The organism is Brachybacterium sp. SW0106-09, assembly GCF_001293905.1.
Taxonomy (GTDB): Bacteria; Actinomycetota; Actinomycetes; order Actinomycetales; family Dermabacteraceae; genus Brachybacterium; species Brachybacterium conglomeratum.
Window position 1 is genome coordinate 39487 of the sequence record NZ_BCAK01000014.1, and the last position, 19506, is coordinate 58992.

Consider the following 19506-nt stretch of genomic DNA (forward strand, 5'->3'; position numbering starts at 1 on the left):
CTCCCTCAGGCGATGCCGCGGAACCGGTCGATCGCGTCCTTGGCGTCCTTCAGGCTCGCGCCGGTGCGCTCGCGGTACACCTTGATCGCCTCGATGACCTTCCCCTCCGCGACGAGCCGACGGCACTCCTCCGGCACGCGCGGAGCGCCCGACTCCTCGCGGAGCCGCTCGAGCTCCGCCTCGCCGACGCCGGCCCGCTCGGCGAGCAGGCCGACGAGGCCCTCGAGCCGTGCGTTCTGCGCCTGGAGGTTCTCGAACATGGTCTGCTGCTGCCTGGTGCGTCCGAACATGGCGACAACCTATCCGGCAGGCGGTCCGAGGAGCCTTCGACGAAGGTCTCGGGAACGCAGCAGCGCCCCGCACCATGAGGGTGCGGGGCGCTGCGGGGTCGATCAGGCCGGATCAGGCCTTGGCGGCACCCTTGGCGGCGACGACCTGGACGACGAGGTTCGCGAAGATCTCGTCGTGCAGGCGCACGGTCGCCTTGTGCTCGCCGAGCGAGCGGATCGGGGTGGGGAACTCGACGGTGCGACGGTCGATGTCCTTGTCGAAGATCGCCTTGACGCCCTCGGCGACCTCCTTGGAGGAGACCGCACCGAACAGACGGCCGTTCTGGCCGGCGCGCTCGGCGATGACGACGGGCTTCGACTCGAGCGACGCCTTCAGGGCCTGCGCCTCCTCGATGTTCGCGATGGCGCGCTTGCCGCGGGCCGCACGGATCTGGTCGAGCTGACGCTGACCGCCCTTGGTCCACGGGGTCGCGAGACCGCGGGGCAGGAGGAAGTTGCGGGCGTAGCCGTCCTTGACCTCGACGACATCGCCGGCGGCACCGAGGCCGGTGACCTCGTTGGTGAGGATGAGCTTGCTGGTCATGTGCTTCCCTTCCTCGCTCAGCGACCGGAGGTCGAGTACGGCAGCAGGGCGATCTCGCGGGCGTTCTTCACGGCCTTCGCGATCTTGCGCTGCTCCTGGACGGAGACGCCGGTGACCCGACGGGCGCGGATCTTTCCGCGGTCGGAGATGAACTTGCGCAGCAGCGCGGCGTCCTTGTAGTCGACGGTCTCGAGACCGGCGGCCTTCAGCGGGTTCTGCTTCTTCTTCGGCTTGCGAAGAACAGGCTTGGCCATCGTGGTGCTCCTTCTTTCTGAGGGGAGCCCGGGCATGCACCCGGGATGGGGTTGTTCTGTGGGGTTCTCTGCGCGGGGTGCCGGGATCCGGCGCGCCGATCAGAAGGGCGGGTCGTCGTACCCGCCCTGGTTGCCTCCGCCGGCCCACGGGTCGGCGTTGGGAGCGCCCTGGGGCGCGCTGTAGCCGCCCTGACCGCCCTGGTTGCCGTATCCGCCCTGGCCGCCGAAGCCGCCCTGGCCGCCGCCCTGCGGGCCGCCGCCGACGCCGCCTCGGCCGCCGCCACCGCCGCCGCGCTGGACCTTGGTGGCCTTCGCGGTCGCGTAGCGGAGGGAGGGGCCGATCTCGTCGACGTCCAGCTCGATGCTGGTGCGGTTGTTGCCCTCGCGGTCGGTGAAGGAGCGCTGCTTGAGGCGGCCCTGTGCGACCACGCGGGAGCCCTTCTCGAGCGACTCGGCCACGTTCTCCGCGGCGTCGCGCCAGATGGAGCAGCGGAGGAACAGCGCCTCGCCGTCCTTCCACTCGTTCGACTGGCGGTCGAAGGTGCGGGGGGTGGACGCGATGGTGAACGACGCGACCGCGACGCCGGACTGCGTGAAGCGCAGCTCGGGGTCCGCGGTGAGGTTGCCGATCACCGTGATGACGGTGTCATTCGCCATGGGTGCTCCTCTGCTCCGGGGGTGTGGTGGATCGTGCGGGGGTCAGAGACGGCAGGTCACTCGGCGTCGAGACGCATGAGCTTGGTGCGCATGACCGACTCGTTGAGCCCGAGCTGACGGTCCAGCTCCTGCGCGGTCGACGACTTCGCGGTGAACTGCAGGACGATGTAGATGCCCTCGGACTTCTTGTCGATCTCGTAGGCGAACTTCCGCTTGCCCCAGACGTCGACGTTGTCGATGGTGCCGCCCTCGGTCGGGACGACCTGGACGAGCTTCTCGAAGGTTCCGGTGACGGTCCGCTCATCGACGGACGGGTCGAGGATCACGACCATTTCGTACTTGCGCATGTTCTGGTACCCACCTCCTGTGGTCTCTGCGGCCACGGTCTCTCCGTGGCAGGAGGGTTCATGCCGCCCGCGCGGGCATCGGCGATGCACGTCACGGACCGCAACAGCCTACCCGGGCCCAGGAGCATCGGCCAGGGAGTACCCGCCGGTGCGCGGCGCATCACAGGGCTGGGGCGTCGGAGCCGGGCTGCGCGGCACGACCGATCGGTCCGCCCGCGCGATCGTCCTCGCCCTACCGTAGCGGGATGACCAGCACCGATGAGCGCCCCACGCTGCGCCGCACCGTCACCACCACCGGGCTCTTCCTGTTCATCCTCGGGGACGTGCTCGGGGCCGGCGTGTACGTGCTGGCCGGGGAGATCGCAGGCATCGCCGGCGGCGCCCTGTGGGTGCCGCTCGTGGTGGCGCTGCTGCTGGCCCTGCTGACCGCCGGCTCCTACGCCGAGCTCGCGACCAAGTATCCGCGCGCGGGAGGCTCCTCCCACTACGCCACGCGCGCGTTCGGCCCCTTCACGGGGTTCCTCGTCGGGTTCTGCATGCTCTCGGCCGGCATCGTGTCCGTCGGCGCGCTCGCGCTGGGCTTCGCCGGTGACTATCTCGGCGCCTTCGTCAGCCTGCCCGCCGTGCTCGTGGTGGTCGTGTTCCTCGCCCTGCTCGCGGCGCTGAACACCCGCGGCATCTCCGAGTCGCTGGGTGCGAACCGCGTGGCCACCCTGATCGAGGTGGGCGGCCTGCTGCTGGTGATCGTGCTGGGCGCGATCGTGATCGGCCGGGGCGAGGGCGACCTGGGCCGGCTCACGGAGCTCGGGACCCCCGAGAACGGACCGGTCGCGGCGGTGCTGGCCGGCACCGTCCTCGCGTTCTACTCCTACGTCGGCTTCGAGACCAGCGTGAACATCGCCGAGGAGACGAAGGACCCCTCGCGCTCCTACCCTCGCGCCCTGTTCGGGGCGCTGATCGTCACCGGTGTGGTCTATGCGCTGATCGGGGTGGTCGCCTCCGCCGTCGTGCCCACCGAGGAGCTCGCGGGCTCCTCCGCACCGCTAGCCCTCGTGGTCGAAGCGGCGGGCATCGTGCCGCCGGTCGTGTTCAGCGCGATCGCGCTGATCGCGGTGGCGAACGGGGCGCTGCTGACGGGCATCATGAGCTCCCGCCTCGCCTACGGCATGGCGTCCGACGGGCTCCTGCCGCGGGTGCTCACGCGGGTCCTGCCCGGACGCCGCACCCCGTGGGTCGCGATCCTCGTGACCACGGCGCTGTCGATCCTCCTCGCCCTCACCGGGACCATCGACGTGCTCGCGGGCACCATGGTGCTGCTCCTGCTGGTGGTCTTCCTCTCCGTGAACGCGGCTGTGCTGGTGCTGCGCCGCGACCGGCCGGAGCACCGCCACTTCCGCGTCCCGGCCGTGCTCCCGGTCGGGGGCCTGATCTCGTGCCTGCTGCTGATGACGCAGGTCGAGTGGGCGGTGTGGCGACTGGGGCTCCCGTTCCTCGTCGTGGCGGCGCTGCTCGCGGGCCTCGCCGCATGGCGGCGGCGCCGAGCCCGTGAGCACACCGGCGCCGACGCCGCCTGAGGCTCAGGCCCCCGCGGGGAACCGCTCCCAGACGCGGTGGCTCCCGAGGAGGGCGATGATCTCGCCGAGCACGCTCTCGCCGTCCTCGCCGACGACGAGCCCTGCGCCGCCAAGGGCGGTGCGCTCCTCGAGCGCCTCGCGGCCCGGCCCCCAGGCGCCGATCGCCTTCGCGTGGCGCCAGCACTCGTCGATCAGCTTGCCCACCCGCGGCTCGACCTCGCCGTTCCCGGGCGCGCCGGCCTTCGAGTCCACCGAGGGGCGGGAGTCCGGGGCCAGGAGCGGGTTGCCGGCGAGCAGCAGGGCGTCCACCTCGACGGAGGCGGCGGTGCCGAGCGTGCGAGCCACCGCCACTCCGGCGACCTCGCCGCCGCGCGGCGCGATGACCAACGGAGTCATCGAGGCGGCGACGATCGCCTCGTGCAGCTCCAGCAGGTCCGCGTTGTCGGCCTCGGGGTCGACGACGATGCCGATCTTCCTGCCGTCGACGGGCCAGCTGCCGCCGAGCTGGGACAGCGGTGCGCTGGTGGCCGGTCCCTCCTCGGGCCCGTCGGCCGGGACCGTCGGCTCCGGGGCGGGCAGGCCGAGGGCCGAGGCGACCCGCGCGCAGAGCTCGCCGTCGATGTTCGCCAGGCTCTGCAGCTGGCGCTCCTTGATCGTGTTCTCGTAGCACTTGCCGAGCTCGAAGGAGAACGCGTCGACGATGTGGTCCCTCTCGACCGGCGTCATGCTTCGCCAGAACAGGCGGGCCTGGCTGAAGTGGTCCTCGAAGGTGGCCGAGAGCTCCCGCTCCTTCACGCCCTCGGGCACGCGGACCGGCAGGTCCTCGAAGGCGTCGTCCATCTCGCCGGCCATGAACGGGCAGCCCCCGTCCAGGGAGTTCGGCTGATAGGGCGCGACACCGGCGTGGTCGCCCTGCTGGCCGTAGCCGTCCCGCAGCATGTCGTTGACCGGGGCGTGCGCGCGGTTGATCGGCAGCTGCGCGAAGTTCGGCCCGCCGAGCCGGGTGAGCTGGGTGTCGACGTAGGAGAACAGCCGCACCTGCAGCAGCGGGTCGTCGGTGACGTCGATGCCGGGCACCAGATGGCCGGGGTTGAAGGCCACCTGCTCGGTCTCGGCGAAGTAGTTGCTGGGGTTGCGGTCCAGGGTGAGCCGGCCGATGGGCTGCACCGGCGCCAGCTCCTCGGGCACGAACTTCGTGGGGTCCAGCAGGTCGATCCCCTCGAAGCTCTGCTCCTCGTCGTCGGGGAACACCTGGATCCCGAGCTCCCAGCTGGGGTGGGCGCCGGACTCGATCGCATCAGCGAGGTCGCGGCGATGGAAATCCGGGTCGTTGCCGCCCAGGAGCTGCGCCTCCTCCCAGGTCAGCGAGTGCACGCCGAGCTGCGGCTTCCAATGGAACTTCACCAGCGAGGTCTCCCCGGCGGCGTTCGCGAGCCGGAAGGTGTGGATCCCGAAGCCCTCCATCATCCGGTAGGAGCGCGGGATACCGCGATCGCCCATGAACCACAGGGTGTGGTGCTGGGCCTCGGTGTGCAGGGAGACGAAGTCCCAGAAGGTGTCGTGCGCGCTCTGGGCCTGGGGGATCTCCCGATCGGGATGGGGCTTGGCGGCGTGGACGACGTCGGGGAACTTGATGCCGTCCTGGATGAAGAACACCGGGATGTTGTTGGCGACCAGGTCGAAGGTTCCCTCGTCGGTGTAGAACTTCGTGGCGAAGCCGCGCGTGTCCCGGGCGGTGTCCATCGAGCCGCGCGAGCCGACGACGGTGGAGAAGCGGGTGAACACCTCGGTGCGCTTCCCCTTGGCGAGGAATCCGGCCCGGCACACGGGCTCCGCGGTGCCGTACCCCTCGAAGACGCCGTGGGCGGCGGCACCGCGGGCGTGGACCACCCGTTCCGGGATCCGCTCGTGGTCGAAGTGGGTGATCTTCTCGCGCAGGTGGTGGTCCTGCAGCAGCACGGGGCCGCGTCTGCCCGCCTTCAGCGAGTGGTCGGTGTCGCGCAGCCGCGCTCCCTGCGAGGTGGTCAGGAAGGCCCCCTGCTGGGCGTTCGTGCTGCGTTCCGGGCCCGGCTCGGCGCCGGTGGGCGTGCGCGGCTGCGCGCCCTGCTGATCGGGCTTCGGCGGGAGGGGCCCGTCCGGCGTGGTCGGCTCCTCGAGCTGGGGCGGGCGGCTGCCGGGCCGGCCGGGAGCGGGGGTGGGGGTCTTCTTCGGAGGGGTCATGACGTGTCTCCTCGGGGGGGGCTCGCGCGGGTCGTCGCTGACGCACGTCACGGTAGGCGTGCATGCGCCGGAACGACAGTCTCCCGAGCGTCCGTGCAGGGCAGTGCGCAGAACGATCGGTCCGTGCGGCCAGGCTGATCGGTCCGAGGAGATCAGCAGGCGCCTGCCTGGCCGACCTCGCGATCAGCCCGTCGACCGGTTCCCGCGCATGGCGCGCTTGGCGCGTGCGAACCAGCCGCCGGTGGAGATCGCGTTCGGGACCCCGCCGCCGGCCATGAAGCCGGCGGTCTGCCCCATCAGGCGGGTGTGGCAGCTCTCGCACAGCCGGCGTCCCGTGAACGAGCGGTGCACCGTCCCGCGGATCCGGTTGCGGCACTGTTCGCAGCGGGCGGCCATGGTCAGTCCCCTCCTCGGCCGCCGCCGCGGCCCTCGCGGCCGCCTCCGAGCCCCTGGCCCTCGCCGGGCAGCAGGTCCTCGACCTCGGGGAGACCCGCGTCGGCCTCCTCCTCGCCGCCCTGCTCGTCGGCCGGCGGCTCCTCGGTGGGCTGGTCCGCGGGAGGCTCCTCGTCCGCGGGCGGCTCCTCCGACGGGGGCTGCTCGGTGGGCTCGGGCTCCTCCGTCGTCGGCTCCTCCGTGGGCTCGGGCTCCTCCGTCGTCGGCTCCTCCGTCGTCGGCTCCTCGGTGGTCGGCTCCTCCGTGGTGGGCTCCTCGCTGGGCTCCTCCTGCGTCGGCTCCGGCGCCTGGGTCGGCTCGGGCTCCTGCGTGGGCGGCGGGACGTAGCTGCGCTCCTGCGTCTCGTTGTCCAGCTGCACCTCCTCGGGGAACTCGAGGTACTCCTCGCCCTCCAGGGAGGTCGACATGATGTCGCCCCAGATCTGGGTGGGGAAGGTGCCGCCCGTGATGTTGTCCTCGCCGCCGAAGGGGGTCAGGGACTCCTCGCCGGTGCCGTCAGCCGTGGGCTGGAACATGCCCACCGCGGTGACGAGCTGCGGGGTGAAGCCCACGAACCAGGCCGAGCGGAAGCTCTCCGAGGTGCCGGTCTTGCCGGCGACCGGGCGGCCGCCCATGACGTTCTGGAGGTCGCGTGCGGAGCCCTGGGTGGGCGGGCCCTGCAGGGCGACGGTCGCGTTGATCGCGACCTCCTCGTCCATGCCCTGGGTGTCCGTGGTCTCGTGCTCGTAGCGCGAGGAGCCGTCGGGCCGGGTCACGGACTGCACGACGTAGCTGTCGCGGTGCACGCCGCCGGAGGCGATCGAGCCGTACACCTCGGCCATCTCCGCGACCGTCGGGGAGGCGGAGCCGAGCACGTTCGCGGCGTCGTCGGTGAGGCCCGGGGTCTTCTCGGGCAGGCCCAGCGAGACGGCGGTCTCCCGGGTGCGCTCGGGGCCGACCTCGAGGTTCGCCTCCGCGTAGGCGGTGTTGATCGAGTTGGTGGTCGCCTTCTCGAGGCTGACCCGGCCGTAGTCGACGTCGTTGAAGTTCTTCACCGTCCAGCCGCCGCGGAAGGTCTTCGGCGAGTCGCCGTCCCAGCGGGAGTCCAGCGGGTAGCCGTCCTCGAGCGCGGCGATCAGGGTGAAGGTCTTGAAGATCGAGCCGGCCTGCATCCGGGACTGGGTCGCGTCGTTCTGCGCCTGGGTGACGTAGTCCGCGCCGCCGTACATGCCGCGGATCGCGCCGGTGGAGGGGTCCATCGTCACGGTGCCCACGCGGTTGTTCTCGGGCCGGTCCTCGGGCAGGTTCTCGACGGCCTGGACGGTGTTCTCCTGGATCGCCGGATCGATCGTGGAGACGATGGTGAAGCCGCCGGTGTTGATCTCGTCCTCGGTGAAGCCCTCGGCGATCAGCTCGCCCCGCACCAGCGACAGGAGATAGCCGTTGGTGCCGCCGAGGGAGTTCTCGGAGCTCGGCTCGACCGTCTGGGGGAACTCGAGGGCGTCCGCCTCGGCGGGGGTCATCTGCTCCTCGGCGACCTGTCGGGTGATCACCCGGTCCCACAGCTGCGTGGACTTCTCCGGATCGTTCGCCGGGTCGTAGGTCGAGGGGCTCGGGATCACGGCGACCAGCAGCGCGGCCTCCGCGTCGGTGAGCTCGGAGGCGTCCTTGTCGAAGTAGGCCTGGGAGGCCTCCTGCACGCCGTACGCGCCGCGGCCGAAGTAGATGGTGTTGAGGTAGCGGGAGAGGATCTCGTCCTTGGAGAGCTCCTGGTCCGCCTTCAGCGCCATGATCGCCTCCTTCGCCTTGCCGACGTAGGAGGTCTCGGTGCCGGTGTAGTACCGCTCGATGTACTGCATGGTGATGGTGGAGCCGCCCTGGCGGGCCCCGCCCTGGAGGTTGTTGACGAAGGCGCGGACGATGCCGCGCGGGGAGACGCCGCGGTTCTCGTAGAAGCTCGAGTCCTCGCTCGCGACGACGGCCTGCTTGATGTTGTCGGGGATCTCGTCGGCCGGGAGCTCGGTGCGGTTGATCTCGCTGAACTGCCCCATCTCTGTCTCGCCGTCGGCGAAGTAGACGCGGGAGGTCTGGGCGAGGGCGAAGTCGGAGGGCTCGGGCACCTCGGTGTCGTTGTACAGCCACACGGCGAAGCCGAGCCCGGCCAGCACGAACAGCGCCATGACGCCGACGATCATGCGCAGCGAGGGGATCCAGCGCCAGGGGTTCCTCCGCCCGGCCCGGGGGTAGTTCAGGAAGTTCGTCGCCGCGACCTTCTTCCCGCGGCCCGTCCCCGCGCCCTTCGGGGCGGCGCCGGCGTGGCGGGCGCTCACCGAGGTGCGGGAGGTGGGGCGCTTCGCGGAGCTCGCGGAGGCGGCCGACGTGGTGGCGGCGGCGCCTGTCCTCGCGCCGGAGGTCCCCTTCGACGCGGTGCGGCTGGTGCCCTTGGCGCTGCCGGTGCTCTTCGAGGAGCCGCTGCGGCTGCTGCCCTTGGCGGCGCCGCCCTTCGCGGACTTCCCGGAGGGCGTGCGGCGCACACCCGCGGCGCGGCGGTTGCCGCCGCCGCTCGACGGGCGTCGGGACTCGCTCATGGCTGCTCCTGGTCCTTCGGGGGCATGGACGGATGAGGGCGCCGCAGCGTCCAGCTCCCCAGTATGAGCACGCCCCCGGTCCCGACGGAACGATCCGGCGGCGAAACACACAGGGTGTGCACGAGCCGTGCGGCCTCGCTCACACCGTCCCCGAGCGACACGCCGAGGGCCCCTACCCCTCGGTCCGGGCCTCCCACCAGGCACGCAGCTCCTGCTCGGCGCGCTCCTCGCCGAGCGGACCGTGCTCCATCCGCAGCTCGAGCAGATGCTTGTACGCCTCGCCCACCTCGCGGCCGGGCGGCAGGTCGAGGATCTCCATGATCCGGTTGCCGTCGAGGTCGGGACGGATCCGCCCGATCTCCTCCTGCTCGGCGAGGTGGTCGATGCGGGCCTCGAGCTCGTCGTAGGCGCGGGCGAGGGTGCGGGCCTTGCGCCGGTTGCGGGTGGTGACGTCGGCGCGGGTGAGGCGATGGAGGTGCTGGAGCAGGTCGCCGGCGTCGGTGACGTAGCGGCGCACCGCCGAGTCGGTCCACGGCGAGTCGACATAGCCGTGGAAGCGCAGATGCAGCTCCACCAGGCGCGCCACCTTCTTGGTGGTGTCCTTGTCGAAGGTCAGGGCCTTCATCCGCTTCGCGGTCATCTTCGCGCCGACGGTCTCGTGGAAGCGGAAGGTCACCGCGCCGCCGTCCTCGAAGCGGCGCGTGGCGGGCTTGCCCACGTCGTGCATCAGCGCGGCGAGGCGCAGCACCAGGTCGGGACTCTCGCACGGCCCGCCCGAGCCGGCGGGGCTCTCGAGGTCGATCGCCTGGTCGAGCACGGTGAGGGTGTGCTCGTAGACGTCCTTGTGGTGGTGGTGCTCGTCGATCTCGAGCTGGAGAGCCGGCAGCTCGGGCAGCACGTGCGCGGCCAGGCCCAGCTCGGTCATCAGCTCGAGGCCGCCGCGGGGGTGGGCGCCGAGCATGAGCCTCACGAGCTCCTCCCGCACCCGCTCGGCGGAGACGATCGTGATCCGCTCGGCGAGCTGCTCGATCGCGTCGGCCGTGGCGTCCTCGATCCGGAAGCCGAGCTGGGCGACGAAGCGGACCGCCCGCATCATCCGCAGCGGGTCGTCGTCGAAGGACTGCACGGGCGCGACGGGGGTGCGCAGCAGGGTGCGGGCGAGGTCGGCGAGCCCGTCGAAGGGGTCGACCAGCTCGAGGGAGGGCAGGCGCACCGCCATCGCGTTGACGGTGAAGTCGCGGCGGGAGAGATCGCCCTCGAGGGTGTCGCCGTACTCGACCTGCGGCTTGCGCGAGGCCGGGTCGTAGGACTCGGTGCGATAGGTCGTGATCTCGACCTTCACCCCGTCGCGCATCCCGCCGAGGGTGCCGAAGTCGCGCCCCATGTCCCAGATCGCCCCGTCCCGCGTCCAGGAGCGGAGGATCGCCTCGGTCTGCTCGGGCCGGGCGGAGGTGGTGAAGTCGAGGTCGGCGCTCGAGCGGCCCAGCACCGCGTCCCGCACCGGCCCGCCCACCAGGGCGAGCTCGTGGCCGGCGGCCTCGAACAGCCTCCCCAGCTCGTGGACCTCCTCGGGCAGGGCCCGGAACATCGAGGCGGCACGGGTGCGGGCGGTCGCGAGGCGCTCGGCGGTCTCGTCGGCAGGTTCGGTCACGGGCGGTCCTGTCCAGGGGAGGAGGGGATGGAGATGTCGTGGAGGCGGGTGCGCCTCCTCGGCGCCTCTACGGTAGCGGCCGCTTACAGTGTCCCCATGCCGTCGTCCCAACCTGCCGTGCGCCCGGTGCTCGCGGCACTGCTGGCGGCACTGGTCATCGCCTCATCAGTGCTGGTCAGCGGCCCGGCGACCGCGCTCCCGGGCGCGCAGGCCGCGCCCGCGGAGAGCCCGTCGGCCCCGCCCGTCCCGGACGACGACGCGCCGGTGACCATGGACCTCGTCTCACTGACCCCCACCTCCCTCGCCCCCGGCGGCACGCTCCGGGCCGAGGTCGAGGTGACCAACGCCTCCTCCGCGCCGCTGACCGACCTCGACCTCGAGCTGCGCACCCGCACCTCCCGGGTCACCGACCGGGGGGCCCTCGCGAGCTGGCAGGCGGAGGCCGGGCCCGACGTCGAGGGACCGGCGCTGGCCACCGCCTCCGGGACCCCGCCCGCGAGCCTCGCGCCCGGGGAGAGCACCACCCTCGTCGTCGAGGCCACCGCCGAGGAGCTCGGTTACTCGGAGGAGACCTATTACTGGGGGACCCGCCGCGTCTCCCTCACCGCCGTCGCGGACGACGAGCCGCTCGCGGGCCTGCGCACCTTCGCGGTGTGGCGGCCCGACGGCGCCGAGGAGACCATCACCCAGTCCACGCTGCTGCCGGTGTCCGAGGCCGACGCCGCCTCCGCGGTGCTCGCCCCGGAGGAGCACGCGGCCTCCGCCGAGCAGGGGCGGCTCGCCTCCCTGCGGGCCCTCGCCGCCCGCGAGGACGTCGACTGGTGGCTGGATCCCGCGCTGCTGGATCCGCCGACCCTGCCCGAGCCCGAGCCCGAGGCCGCGAGCGGCGAGGAGGCGGAGGGCTCCTCGGCCGCGCCGTCCCTGCGCCCCGACCCGGCGTCCACCGCGATCGCCGACGAGCTCGACACCGCCGTCGGCGAGCGCACCGTGCTCGCCGCCCCCTACGCGGGCGCCGACCTGGTGAGCCTGCGCGAGTCCGGGGCAATGCTGCTCGAGGGCGCCGCCCGGGACGCGGCCGACGAGGTGTGGGAGGCCCGCGGCATCTCGCCCCGCGCCCAGGTCCTCGGCGTCCCCGGCGCGGAGGCGGACGCCGAGGCCCTCGAGGACATGATCGAGGTCGGCGCGACCGCCGCCGTGGTGCCCTCCAGCTCGCTGCGCCCCGACCCCAGCTCCGCGGTGACCCCGAGCTCGGTGGGCGCGTACGAGTCCTCCCGCACCGAGGGCGCGCAGCTGTCCGTGCTCGCCCCCGATCCCGTGCTCTCCGAGGAGTTCTCGCAGCTGACCGGGGACTCGGACGCGGAGCAGACCCGTCAGCGGCTGCTCGCCGAGACCGCCACGATCGCCTCCGAGTACTCCCGCGCGCCCCGCCACCTGCTGATCTCCCCGTCGGCCGGGGCGGACCTGGACCCCGCGGCCGCCGGTGCGGTGCTCGACGCCTTCGCCGAGGCGCCCTGGATCGAGTCGGGCCGCACCTCGACGCTGCTGGACACCGCGGACCAGCAGGCCTGGACCACCGACCCGGGTGCCGACGGCGGGGAGCCGTACGCCCTCGGCCGGCTGCAGGCCGAGGACGTGCACCCCTCCGGCCCGTCCGACGGGAGCTGGCGGGTGCTCGAGGAGACGACCGAGGCGCAGCTGCTGGACCCGGCGGTCCTCGAGGACCTCGAGGGCACCTGGCGCCGGCTCGACGCGCTCGGCGCGGCGATGGAGGACGACGCCCCGCTGGACGCCGCGCGCCGCGAGATCCTCTCCGCGACCTCCCTCGCCTGGCGCGGGGATCCCGGGACCCCGGCCTCCCGGGCGCAGGACGCCGCCGAGCGGGCCGACGCCCTGCAGGACCGGATCCAGGTGGTCCCCGCCTCCGGCTACAACGTCGTCTCCGACACCGCCGCCGTGCCCATCACGATCACCAACGGCATGGACACCCCGATCACGGTGAAGGTCACGGTCACCTCCGACCGGCCCCTGGTCCAGGTCGGGGAGCCGGCCGTGGTCACCGTCCCGGCGCACGGCCAGACCAACGCGAGCGTGGACGTGGGGGCGGTCGCCAACGGCTCCGTCACCCTCACCACCACCCTCACCACCGAGGACGACCGGCAGCTGACCGACCCCGTCGACGTGCCGCTGACGGTGAACCCGTCGTGGGAGAACTGGACCACGCTCCTGCTCGTCATCGCGATGGGCCTGCTGGTCGTCGTCGGCGTCGCCCGCGCGCGCCGCACCGGCTCCAGCAGCCGCGCCCCCGCGATCCGGGGCCCCGAGGACCCGGAGGAGCTCGCCCGCACGGGACGCTCCACGCTGGACACCTCGGTGCCGGAGCGGACCTGGACCGAACGGGCGAGGCACCGCGGCGGGGACGCGGCCGACGGGCCCGCGACGGCCCCCGATCCCGACGACGCCCCTGACCACGACCCCGACGACACCCCCGAGGAGGACCCCCGATGAGCACCACCCGCCGGGTCCACAGGGTTCATCACATACCCCGCCATCGCCGCCACGGCAGCCCCTCCAGCCGCTCGCGGCTGCTGCAGGCGAGCGTGCTCATGGCCTCGGGCTCGATGGTCTCCCGCCTGCTCGGCTTCGTGCGGAACTTCCTGTTCGGCGCGATCCTCGGCGGCTCCATGTCCTCGGCGGCCAACGCCTTCTCCGCCGCGAACACCCTGCCCAACACCATCTGGCTGCTCGTGGGCGGCGGCACCCTGAACGCGATCCTGGTGCCCGCGATCGTGCGCGCCGTGAAACGGCCCGACCGCGGCAGCGACTACATCTCGCGCCTGATGACCCTGGTCGCGGTGCTGTCCCTCGGCGTGACCGTCGTGTGCATGGTGGCGGTGCCGCTGCTGCTCACCCTCACCAGCGGCGTGCTGCCGCCGGCGACCTATGCGCTCGCGGTCCAGCTGGGCTACTGGATGATGCCGCAGATCTGCTTCTCGGCCCTGTACGTGATGTGCGGGCAGCTGCTGAACGCCCACGACTCCTTCGGCCCGTACCAGTGGGCGCCGGTGCTCAACAACCTCGTCGGCATCGTCGGGGCGGCGCTGTTCCTGGGTCTGTGGGGCACCGTCGGCGATCCCGCGCAGTGGACGATCCCGATGATCGCGGCGATGGCGCTGATCAACGTCGGCGGCTCCGCGGCGCAGGTCGTGTTCCTGTTCTGGTACGTCAAGAAGCTCGACCTGCGTCTGCGCCCGAAGTGGGGGCTGCGCGGCCTGGGGCTCGGCAAGCTCTCCCGGATCGGGCTGTGGTCGCTGGCGATGCTGGGGCTCGGGCAGCTGGGCATCTGGGCGTCCCGCTGGGCGACCGGCGGCGCGGTGCGGATGACCGAGCAGCTGCAGGGCCAACCCGAGCTCGCCGCCCGCTATCCGGCGCTGCTGACCCTGGAGTGGGCCTATCTCGCGTTCATGATCCCGCAGGGCATCATCGCGGTCACCCTGGTCACCGCCGCGTTCCCGTCCATCTCCCGCAGCGCCGCCGCGGAGGACCATGCCGGGGCGCTGGCCCGCTACACGGACACCAACCGGATGCTGTCGGTGCCGATGGTGCTGTGCACGGCAGTGTTCGTCGCGCTGTCCGGGCCGATCATGTGGGTGATCGGCGGCGGCACCGGCGAGATCGGCGCGCGCGCCAACGGCAGCGTGCTGGTGGCCTACATGCTGGGGCTCATGCCCTTCGCGTCCCTGTACCTGATCAAGCGGCTGTTCTACGCCTACGAGGACGCGCGCAGCCCGTTCCTCGCGCAGATCCCGATCGCCGCGGTCACGCTGATCTCCGTGCCGGTGATCCTCACGCTCGTGGATCCGCAGTACGCGGCGATGAGCGCGGCGGGCGCCACCAGCCTCGGCAACCTGCTGGCCTGGCTGTTCGGGCTGTGGCAGCTGCGACGTCATGCCGCACGGCACGAGGTGGCGCCGCCGAGCCTGCGCGCCGAGGCGCTGCTGCTCGGGAGGCTGATCGCCGCCGGCGCGGTGAGCTGGGCGGCCGGCACGGGCCTCGTGATCCTGCTCGACGGCCTGATCTGGCAGCACCGCGCGCTCGCGGTGGTGCTCGGCATGGTGATCGGCGCGGTGATGATCGTGGTGTTCACGGCGGCGGGGCACGTGCTGCGCGTGCCGGAGGTGCGCCAGCTGGTCGGTGCGACGCGACGCCTTGTCCTGAGGCTGCGCCGTCGCGGAGCGGGGGCGACCTCGTAGCATGGTCGACGCAGATGACGGGCATCGATCCGCCAGACGAGGAGAGGGAGGGTCCGTGAGCACGAACCCCGAGCAGGATGCGCTGCACGCGAGGTGGACCCTCGAGGGCAGGATCCCGCTGTCCGGTGTGGCCGACGGCGCCGTCTGGCGCCGCGCCCGCTCCGTCGCGACCGGCGAGTCCGTGGTGCTGTTCATCGTCCGCGGCGAGGCCGCGCTCGAGGCGGCCGATGCGGTGCGCCGCGCCTATCTCGTCGAGGAGCCCCGTCTGCTGCCCGTCCGGGAGATCGTCGTGCTCGACGACCCCCGGGAGGAGTCCGACACCACCTCGACCGGTGCGCCCGAGGACGGGCCGACGACGGTCGTGGAGTACCCGATGCCTCCCGCCCCGCCGCTCGCGGCGCTGCTGACCGATGGCCCGATGCACCCCGAGACGGCGCGCGCGATCATCGGCGAGGCGGCGACCGGTCTCGAGGCCGCGAGGCGCCGCGGCGTGCGCCATCAGTTCCTCGACTCCAACCGCGTCTTCGTCGACACCCGCTCCGGCGGCGTGCACATCCTCGGCATCGGCGTCGAGGCCGCCTCGCACCCCGGTCTGGACCGCTCCCGGGAGGTCGCCTCCTTCCAGGACACCGCGGCGCTGGTCGCGCTGCTCTACCGGGCGCTCACGGGCCGCACCCCCCAGCACGACGGCACCGGCACCGTGCCGCGGCCCTCGACGCTGGTGGACACCGACATCCCCGCGGACCTCGACCTGCTGTGCGACCTGGTGCTCAACGAGTCCGCCGACGACATCCCCGAGACCACCCGCGGGCTGATCGAGGCGCTCGAGCCGTGGCAGTCCATCCCGGTGACCTTCGAGGCGTATCCGCGCGGCGCCGCCGGCGGGGTGTCGGGGGCCGGAGCTGCGTCGGGCGACGGTGCGACGCCGAGCGATGGTCATGGCTCGGAGGCCGCTGCGGAGACCCCAGGGGCGGTCGGCGGCGAGTCCGGTGCCCGCGACACGCGGGAGGACGCGGAGCGGGGCGCCGCCGGTCCGGCCGTCGGGGCCGGCGCTGCCGCTGCCGGCGCTGCCGGTGCGGTGACAGGTGCCGCCGTGGTCGCGGGCGCGGGGGTGACCGGTGACGACGCCGGCTCCCGCCCGGATGCGGACGGCACCGGCGATGCCGGCTCCGACGCTGCTGATCACGCCGTCGGCGCCGCGTCGGCCGATGCCACCTCGGCTGATGCTGCCCGGGCCGAGAACGGCCCTGACGACGCCGAGCCCGCCGACGTCGAGCCCGGCGACGCCGCCGAGAGGACCGCGGCGCTGCCGGCCGTCGACGACGCCGCGGTGGGCACAGGCGAGGATCAGGTCGTCGACGAGCGATCGGAAGACGCTCGAGTGGACGAGACGCAGGCCGCGGCGAGCGAGACCGCTTCGGTTCCCGCTGCGAGCGCAGCCACGATCGGCGAGGACCTGTCCGCGGAGGACGGCTCCTCCTCGAGCCAGGACGCCCCTGCCGGCGAGGAGACGCCTGCGGAGACCTCCGGGGAGACCCCTGCGGCGCCGCGGGAAGACCACTCCGCGGCGGCCGCGACCCTCGTGAAGGACCTGCATCTCGACGAGAAGCGGGGCACCAGCCCCTTCCCGGGCCACCTCGACATCACCCAGCTCCGTCGGCCCCAGGCGGAGGCCGCTCGGACGACCGACGCGGCGCAGGACTCCGCCGCGTCGGGAACCGGTGCGGTGGCCGCGGCGGGCCTCGCCGGAGCCGCCGGCGCGGCGGGAGCCGCAGGCGCTGCCGCGGCGCAGTCCCCGTCGACCCAGCAGTCCCCGTCGGCAGGACAGTCCCCGTCGGCCGAGCCCGAGGCCACGCAGCAGGTCCCCTCGCGCACCTCGGGGACGCACTGGCCGCTGAGCCCCGCCGGTTCGCCCGCGGGCAGCGATGGGCGCGCCGAGCAGCCCGGGACCGGCGCGATCGCGCCGACGGCGGACCATGCCGCCCCCACCCCGTCGGTCGCTCCCCAGCAGTCCAGCGAAGCGGAGCAGAGCGGGACCGCGGGCGAGGACGAGCCCACCGCGGCAATGCCCGCCGTCGGCGCCGCCGCAGGTCCCGCCGCGCACGAGACCGGGCCGATCGTGGTCCAGGGCCGTCGCACCTCCTACCTGGACGAGGCCCCCGAGGAGACGACGGTCCCGCACTCGCGCGGCTCCCTGCTGCGCGACGTGGTCGGCGTCGCCGTCGACGCCGACGATCCGGACACCTTCGCCCTCGGCCCCCGGGATCGTGAGAAGCGCTCCCTGCAGTCGCAGTGGATCGTCGTCGGCGGCGTCATCGTGGTGATGTTCGCACTGGTCCTCGCGGTCACCGCCATCACCCGCGACCTCCGCGAGATCATCGCCGACCCGCTGGCGACCGCCACGCCCCAGACCACCGCCCCCGTCGAGGAGGACACCGGCGAGGCGCCCGCCGAGCCGACCCCGACGGACACGGAGGAGCCGGAGCTGCCCGCCCCCGAGCTCACCGGCGTCGAGGTGTTCACCCAGGGCACCGACCTCGAGCCCGACAACGCCGATCAGCAGGACCGCATGACCGACGGTGACCCGGGGACCTTCTGGTCGACCAAGCACTACCAGAGCGCCGACTACGGCGGCCTCAAGGAGGGGGCGGGCGTGCGCCTGACCTTCGCCGAGCAGTCCACGCTCAGGACCGTCAAGGTCACCACCGCGCGCAACAGCGGCGGGCTGATCGAGCTGCGGGCCGTGCACGACGACGGCTCCCTCGGCGACGTGCTCGCCAGCGGCGAGCTCGCCGGCGACGGCGAGGTGCTTCTCGAGACCCCGGAGCCCGTCGAGGCCGACGAGGTCGCGCTGTGGATCCCGGAGCTGCCCCCGGACAGCAACGAGCAGGGCCGCTACCGCGCCCGCATCGCGGAGATCCAGGTCGGATGACCCCCCGCGATGTGCGCCGGGGGCCCGCACGACGTGCGGGCACCCGCAGGCCGCGCATCCGCTCGGTGCTCGGCATCCCGCTGCCGATGATGATCCTCGCCCTGATCATCGCGGCCCTGCTCGGCGTGCAGCTCGCCACCGCGCTGGAGCAGTCCACCACCAGCGCCTCCCACATGACCGGTGCCTCCGTCGACTCCGGCTCCGGCACCGGGAAGAATTCTGCCGGTCTGACCGTTGTCACGGAGCCGAGCCTCGGCACCGAGGTCCAGCGGCTCGTCGACACCGGCACGATCCAGCCGATGACGAGCTTCGACGCCGCGCAGTGCCAGCAGGAGCAGGGCATCACCGAGTCGATCCTGATCATGGAGGAGGTCTCATGGGGCGGGGAGGACACCACCGGCTGGCTGCTCGTCCACGGTCCCGTGGACCGCGAGACGCTGCGCGCGAACGGCGGCATCATCTCCGCGACGGTCGTGCTTCCCACCTGCGGGACCGGAGCGCACGACGAGGACCCCGGCCAGGACCGCCTCTGGGCCGGCCATGTGATGATCGGCCCGCTCTGACCCCGTCGGCCCCTCCCGAGCCCCCATACTGGACGAAGGTCCTCCCGCCGACCGCCTCCGCCCCATTCCACGGAAGGACACCCTCATGACCCAGCCGATCCAGGCCCTCAACATCCTCGGCGGCCCCGCGCCGGCCGCGCAGCCGCTCGTGCAGCCCGTCGCGGACGACGACGGCACCGTGCACGAGGTCGTCATCGTCGGCTCCGGCCCGGCCGGCTACACCGCCGCGATCTACACGGCGCGCGCCGAGATGAAGCCGATCGTCATCGCGGGCGCACTCGACGCGGGCGGCGCGCTCATGACCACCACCGACGTCGAGAACTTCCCCGGCTTCCCCGAGGGCGTGCAGGGCCCCGAGCTGATGGCCTCCTTACAGGAGCAGGCCGAGCGCTTCGGCGCCGAGGTCGTCTACGAGGACGCCGTAGATCTGCAGCTCGACGGCGACGTGAAGAAGGTGACCCTCGAGGACGGCACCGTGTACCGCGCGAAGTCGCTGATCATCACGACCGGCTCCGCCTATCGCAAGCTCGGCATCGACGGCGAGGCGGACCTCTCCGGCAAGGGCGTCAGCTGGTGCGCGACCTGCGACGGCTTCTTCTTCAAGGACCAGGACATCCTCGTGGTCGGCGGCGGCGACAGCGCCGTCGAGGAGGCCACCTTCCTCACCCGCTTCGGCAAGTCCGTCACCCTCGTGCACCGCCGCGACGAGCTGCGCGCCTCGAAGATCATGGCGCGCCGCGCCGAGGCCGATCCGAAGCTCACCTTCGCGTGGAACAGCGAGATCGTGCGGATCAACGGCCGCGACAAGGTCGAGTCCGTGACCCTGCGCGACACCGTCACCGGCGAGGAGCGCGACCTCGTGACCTCCGCCGTGTTCGAGGCGATCGGCCACCTGCCCCGCACCGACCTGGTGCGCGGCAAGCTCGAGCTGGACGACGAGGGGTACATCGTGTGCCAGGGTCGCAGCACGTACACCTCCGTGCCCGGCGTCTTCGCCGCCGGCGACGTCGTGGACCACACCTACCGCCAGGCCATCACCGCCGCAGGCACGGGCTGCCAGGCCGCGCTGGACGCCGAGCGCTGGCTCGCCGACCGCGCCGCCGGCATCGACGCCGCGGCCGACGCCGAGCAGCCCGTGGTGGAGGCCGTCTCGCAGTGACCGTCC

Annotated in this window: 15 protein-coding genes; 6 read left to right on the forward strand and 9 right to left on the reverse strand. The window is 72.7% G+C overall.

Annotation, left to right across the window (positions count from 1 at the left end):
- Positions 1-5: 5 nt before the first annotated feature.
- The 5 genes from Y09_RS07615 to rpsF all read right to left on the reverse strand — a co-directional run bounded on the left by Y09_RS07615 (position 6) and on the right by rpsF (position 2131).
- Positions 6-290, reverse strand: coding sequence for a hypothetical protein (locus Y09_RS07615; RefSeq protein ID WP_010552051.1), 285 nt, complete (start codon positions 288-290; stop codon positions 6-8).
- A gap of 112 nt (positions 291-402) precedes the next feature.
- The gene (gene rplI, locus Y09_RS07620; RefSeq protein WP_053917192.1) at positions 403-873 is read right to left on the reverse strand and encodes a 50S ribosomal protein L9; all 471 of its coding nucleotides are present in this window, start codon (positions 871-873) and stop codon (positions 403-405) included.
- A 17-nt stretch (positions 874-890) separates the two neighbouring features.
- Positions 891-1127: a 30S ribosomal protein S18 gene (gene rpsR / locus Y09_RS07625; protein WP_010533203.1), complete on the reverse strand. Its 237-nt coding sequence runs from the start codon at positions 1125-1127 to the stop codon at positions 891-893.
- Between the two features lie 99 nt (positions 1128-1226).
- Positions 1227-1784 (reverse strand): single-stranded DNA-binding protein, encoded by a 558-nt coding sequence (locus tag Y09_RS07630; RefSeq protein ID WP_053917193.1) that lies wholly within the window; start codon positions 1782-1784, stop codon positions 1227-1229.
- A gap of 56 nt (positions 1785-1840) precedes the next feature.
- Positions 1841-2131, reverse strand: a complete 291-nt coding sequence (gene rpsF / locus Y09_RS07635) for a 30S ribosomal protein S6 (protein WP_010552048.1) — start codon at positions 2129-2131, stop codon at positions 1841-1843.
- Between the two features lie 245 nt (positions 2132-2376).
- On the opposite strand from rpsF, the gene Y09_RS07640 reads away from it, so the two are divergent.
- Positions 2377-3705 carry an APC family permease gene (locus Y09_RS07640; protein WP_053917194.1) on the forward strand — a complete coding sequence of 443 codons (1329 nt, stop codon included), beginning with the start codon at positions 2377-2379 and terminating at the stop codon, positions 3703-3705.
- Positions 3706-3708: 3 nt separating this feature from the next.
- Here the strand turns inward: Y09_RS07640 and Y09_RS07645 are convergent, their stop codons facing one another.
- The 4 genes from Y09_RS07645 to Y09_RS07660 all read right to left on the reverse strand — a co-directional run bounded on the left by Y09_RS07645 (position 3709) and on the right by Y09_RS07660 (position 10596).
- The gene (locus Y09_RS07645) at positions 3709-5925 is read right to left on the reverse strand and encodes a catalase (protein ID WP_053917195.1); all 2217 of its coding nucleotides are present in this window, start codon (positions 5923-5925) and stop codon (positions 3709-3711) included.
- A 183-nt stretch (positions 5926-6108) separates the two neighbouring features.
- Positions 6109-6321: a hypothetical protein gene (locus tag Y09_RS07650; RefSeq protein WP_053917196.1), complete on the reverse strand. Its 213-nt coding sequence runs from the start codon at positions 6319-6321 to the stop codon at positions 6109-6111.
- A 2-nt stretch (positions 6322-6323) separates the two neighbouring features.
- Positions 6324-8945, reverse strand: coding sequence for a transglycosylase domain-containing protein (locus Y09_RS07655; RefSeq protein WP_053917197.1), 2622 nt, complete (start codon positions 8943-8945; stop codon positions 6324-6326).
- A 172-nt stretch (positions 8946-9117) separates the two neighbouring features.
- Positions 9118-10596, reverse strand: coding sequence for a CCA tRNA nucleotidyltransferase (locus Y09_RS07660; RefSeq protein ID WP_053917198.1), 1479 nt, complete (start codon positions 10594-10596; stop codon positions 9118-9120).
- 96 nt (positions 10597-10692) lie between these two features.
- On the opposite strand from Y09_RS07660, the gene Y09_RS07670 reads away from it, so the two are divergent.
- The 5 genes from Y09_RS07670 (at position 10693) to trxB (ending at position 19500) form a co-directional block, all read left to right on the forward strand.
- Positions 10693-13101 carry a DUF6049 family protein gene (locus Y09_RS07670; protein WP_234695661.1) on the forward strand — a complete coding sequence of 803 codons (2409 nt, stop codon included), beginning with the start codon at positions 10693-10695 and terminating at the stop codon, positions 13099-13101.
- Positions 13098-14846, forward strand: coding sequence for a murein biosynthesis integral membrane protein MurJ (gene murJ, locus Y09_RS07675; protein WP_053917201.1), 1749 nt, complete (start codon positions 13098-13100; stop codon positions 14844-14846). The genes Y09_RS07670 and murJ overlap by 4 nt, the downstream gene beginning before the upstream one ends.
- 55 nt (positions 14847-14901) lie before the next feature.
- A complete protein-coding gene (locus Y09_RS07680) occupies positions 14902-17778 on the forward strand; it encodes a hypothetical protein (RefSeq protein ID WP_053917202.1) in 2877 nt (958 codons plus the stop codon).
- On the forward strand, positions 17775-18341 hold the full coding sequence (locus Y09_RS07685) for a hypothetical protein (protein WP_053917203.1): 567 nt from the start codon (positions 17775-17777) through the stop codon (positions 18339-18341). Before Y09_RS07680 ends, Y09_RS07685 begins: the two co-directional genes overlap by 4 nt.
- Positions 18342-18426: 85 nt before the next feature.
- Positions 18427-19500 carry a thioredoxin-disulfide reductase gene (trxB, locus tag Y09_RS07690; RefSeq protein ID WP_053917204.1) on the forward strand — a complete coding sequence of 358 codons (1074 nt, stop codon included), beginning with the start codon at positions 18427-18429 and terminating at the stop codon, positions 19498-19500.
- Positions 19501-19506 lie beyond the last annotated feature (6 nt).

What these genes read in the sequence shown, in the direction of transcription:
- Y09_RS07630 (WP_053917193.1), bottom strand. Translation starts at nt 1,784, where the DNA reads ATGGCGAATGACACCGTCATCACGGTGATCGGCAACCTCACCGCGGAC.
- Y09_RS07615 (WP_010552051.1), bottom strand. Translation starts at nt 290, where the DNA reads ATGTTCGGACGCACCAGGCAGCAGCAGACCATGTTCGAGAACCTCCAG.
- Y09_RS07685 (WP_053917203.1), top strand. Translation starts at nt 17,775, where the DNA reads ATGACCCCCCGCGATGTGCGCCGGGGGCCCGCACGACGTGCGGGCACC.
- rpsR (WP_010533203.1), bottom strand. Translation starts at nt 1,127, where the DNA reads ATGGCCAAGCCTGTTCTTCGCAAGCCGAAGAAGAAGCAGAACCCGCTG.
- Y09_RS07655 (WP_053917197.1), bottom strand. Translation starts at nt 8,945, where the DNA reads ATGAGCGAGTCCCGACGCCCGTCGAGCGGCGGCGGCAACCGCCGCGCC.
- trxB (WP_053917204.1), top strand. Translation starts at nt 18,427, where the DNA reads ATGACCCAGCCGATCCAGGCCCTCAACATCCTCGGCGGCCCCGCGCCG.
- Y09_RS07640 (WP_053917194.1), top strand. Translation starts at nt 2,377, where the DNA reads ATGACCAGCACCGATGAGCGCCCCACGCTGCGCCGCACCGTCACCACC.
- Y09_RS07650 (WP_053917196.1), bottom strand. Translation starts at nt 6,321, where the DNA reads ATGGCCGCCCGCTGCGAACAGTGCCGCAACCGGATCCGCGGGACGGTG.
- Y09_RS07670 (WP_234695661.1), top strand. Translation starts at nt 10,693, where the DNA reads ATGCCGTCGTCCCAACCTGCCGTGCGCCCGGTGCTCGCGGCACTGCTG.
- rplI (WP_053917192.1), bottom strand. Translation starts at nt 873, where the DNA reads ATGACCAGCAAGCTCATCCTCACCAACGAGGTCACCGGCCTCGGTGCC.
- Y09_RS07645 (WP_053917195.1), bottom strand. Translation starts at nt 5,925, where the DNA reads ATGACCCCTCCGAAGAAGACCCCCACCCCCGCTCCCGGCCGGCCCGGC.
- murJ (WP_053917201.1), top strand. Translation starts at nt 13,098, where the DNA reads ATGAGCACCACCCGCCGGGTCCACAGGGTTCATCACATACCCCGCCAT.
- rpsF (WP_010552048.1), bottom strand. Translation starts at nt 2,131, where the DNA reads ATGCGCAAGTACGAAATGGTCGTGATCCTCGACCCGTCCGTCGATGAG.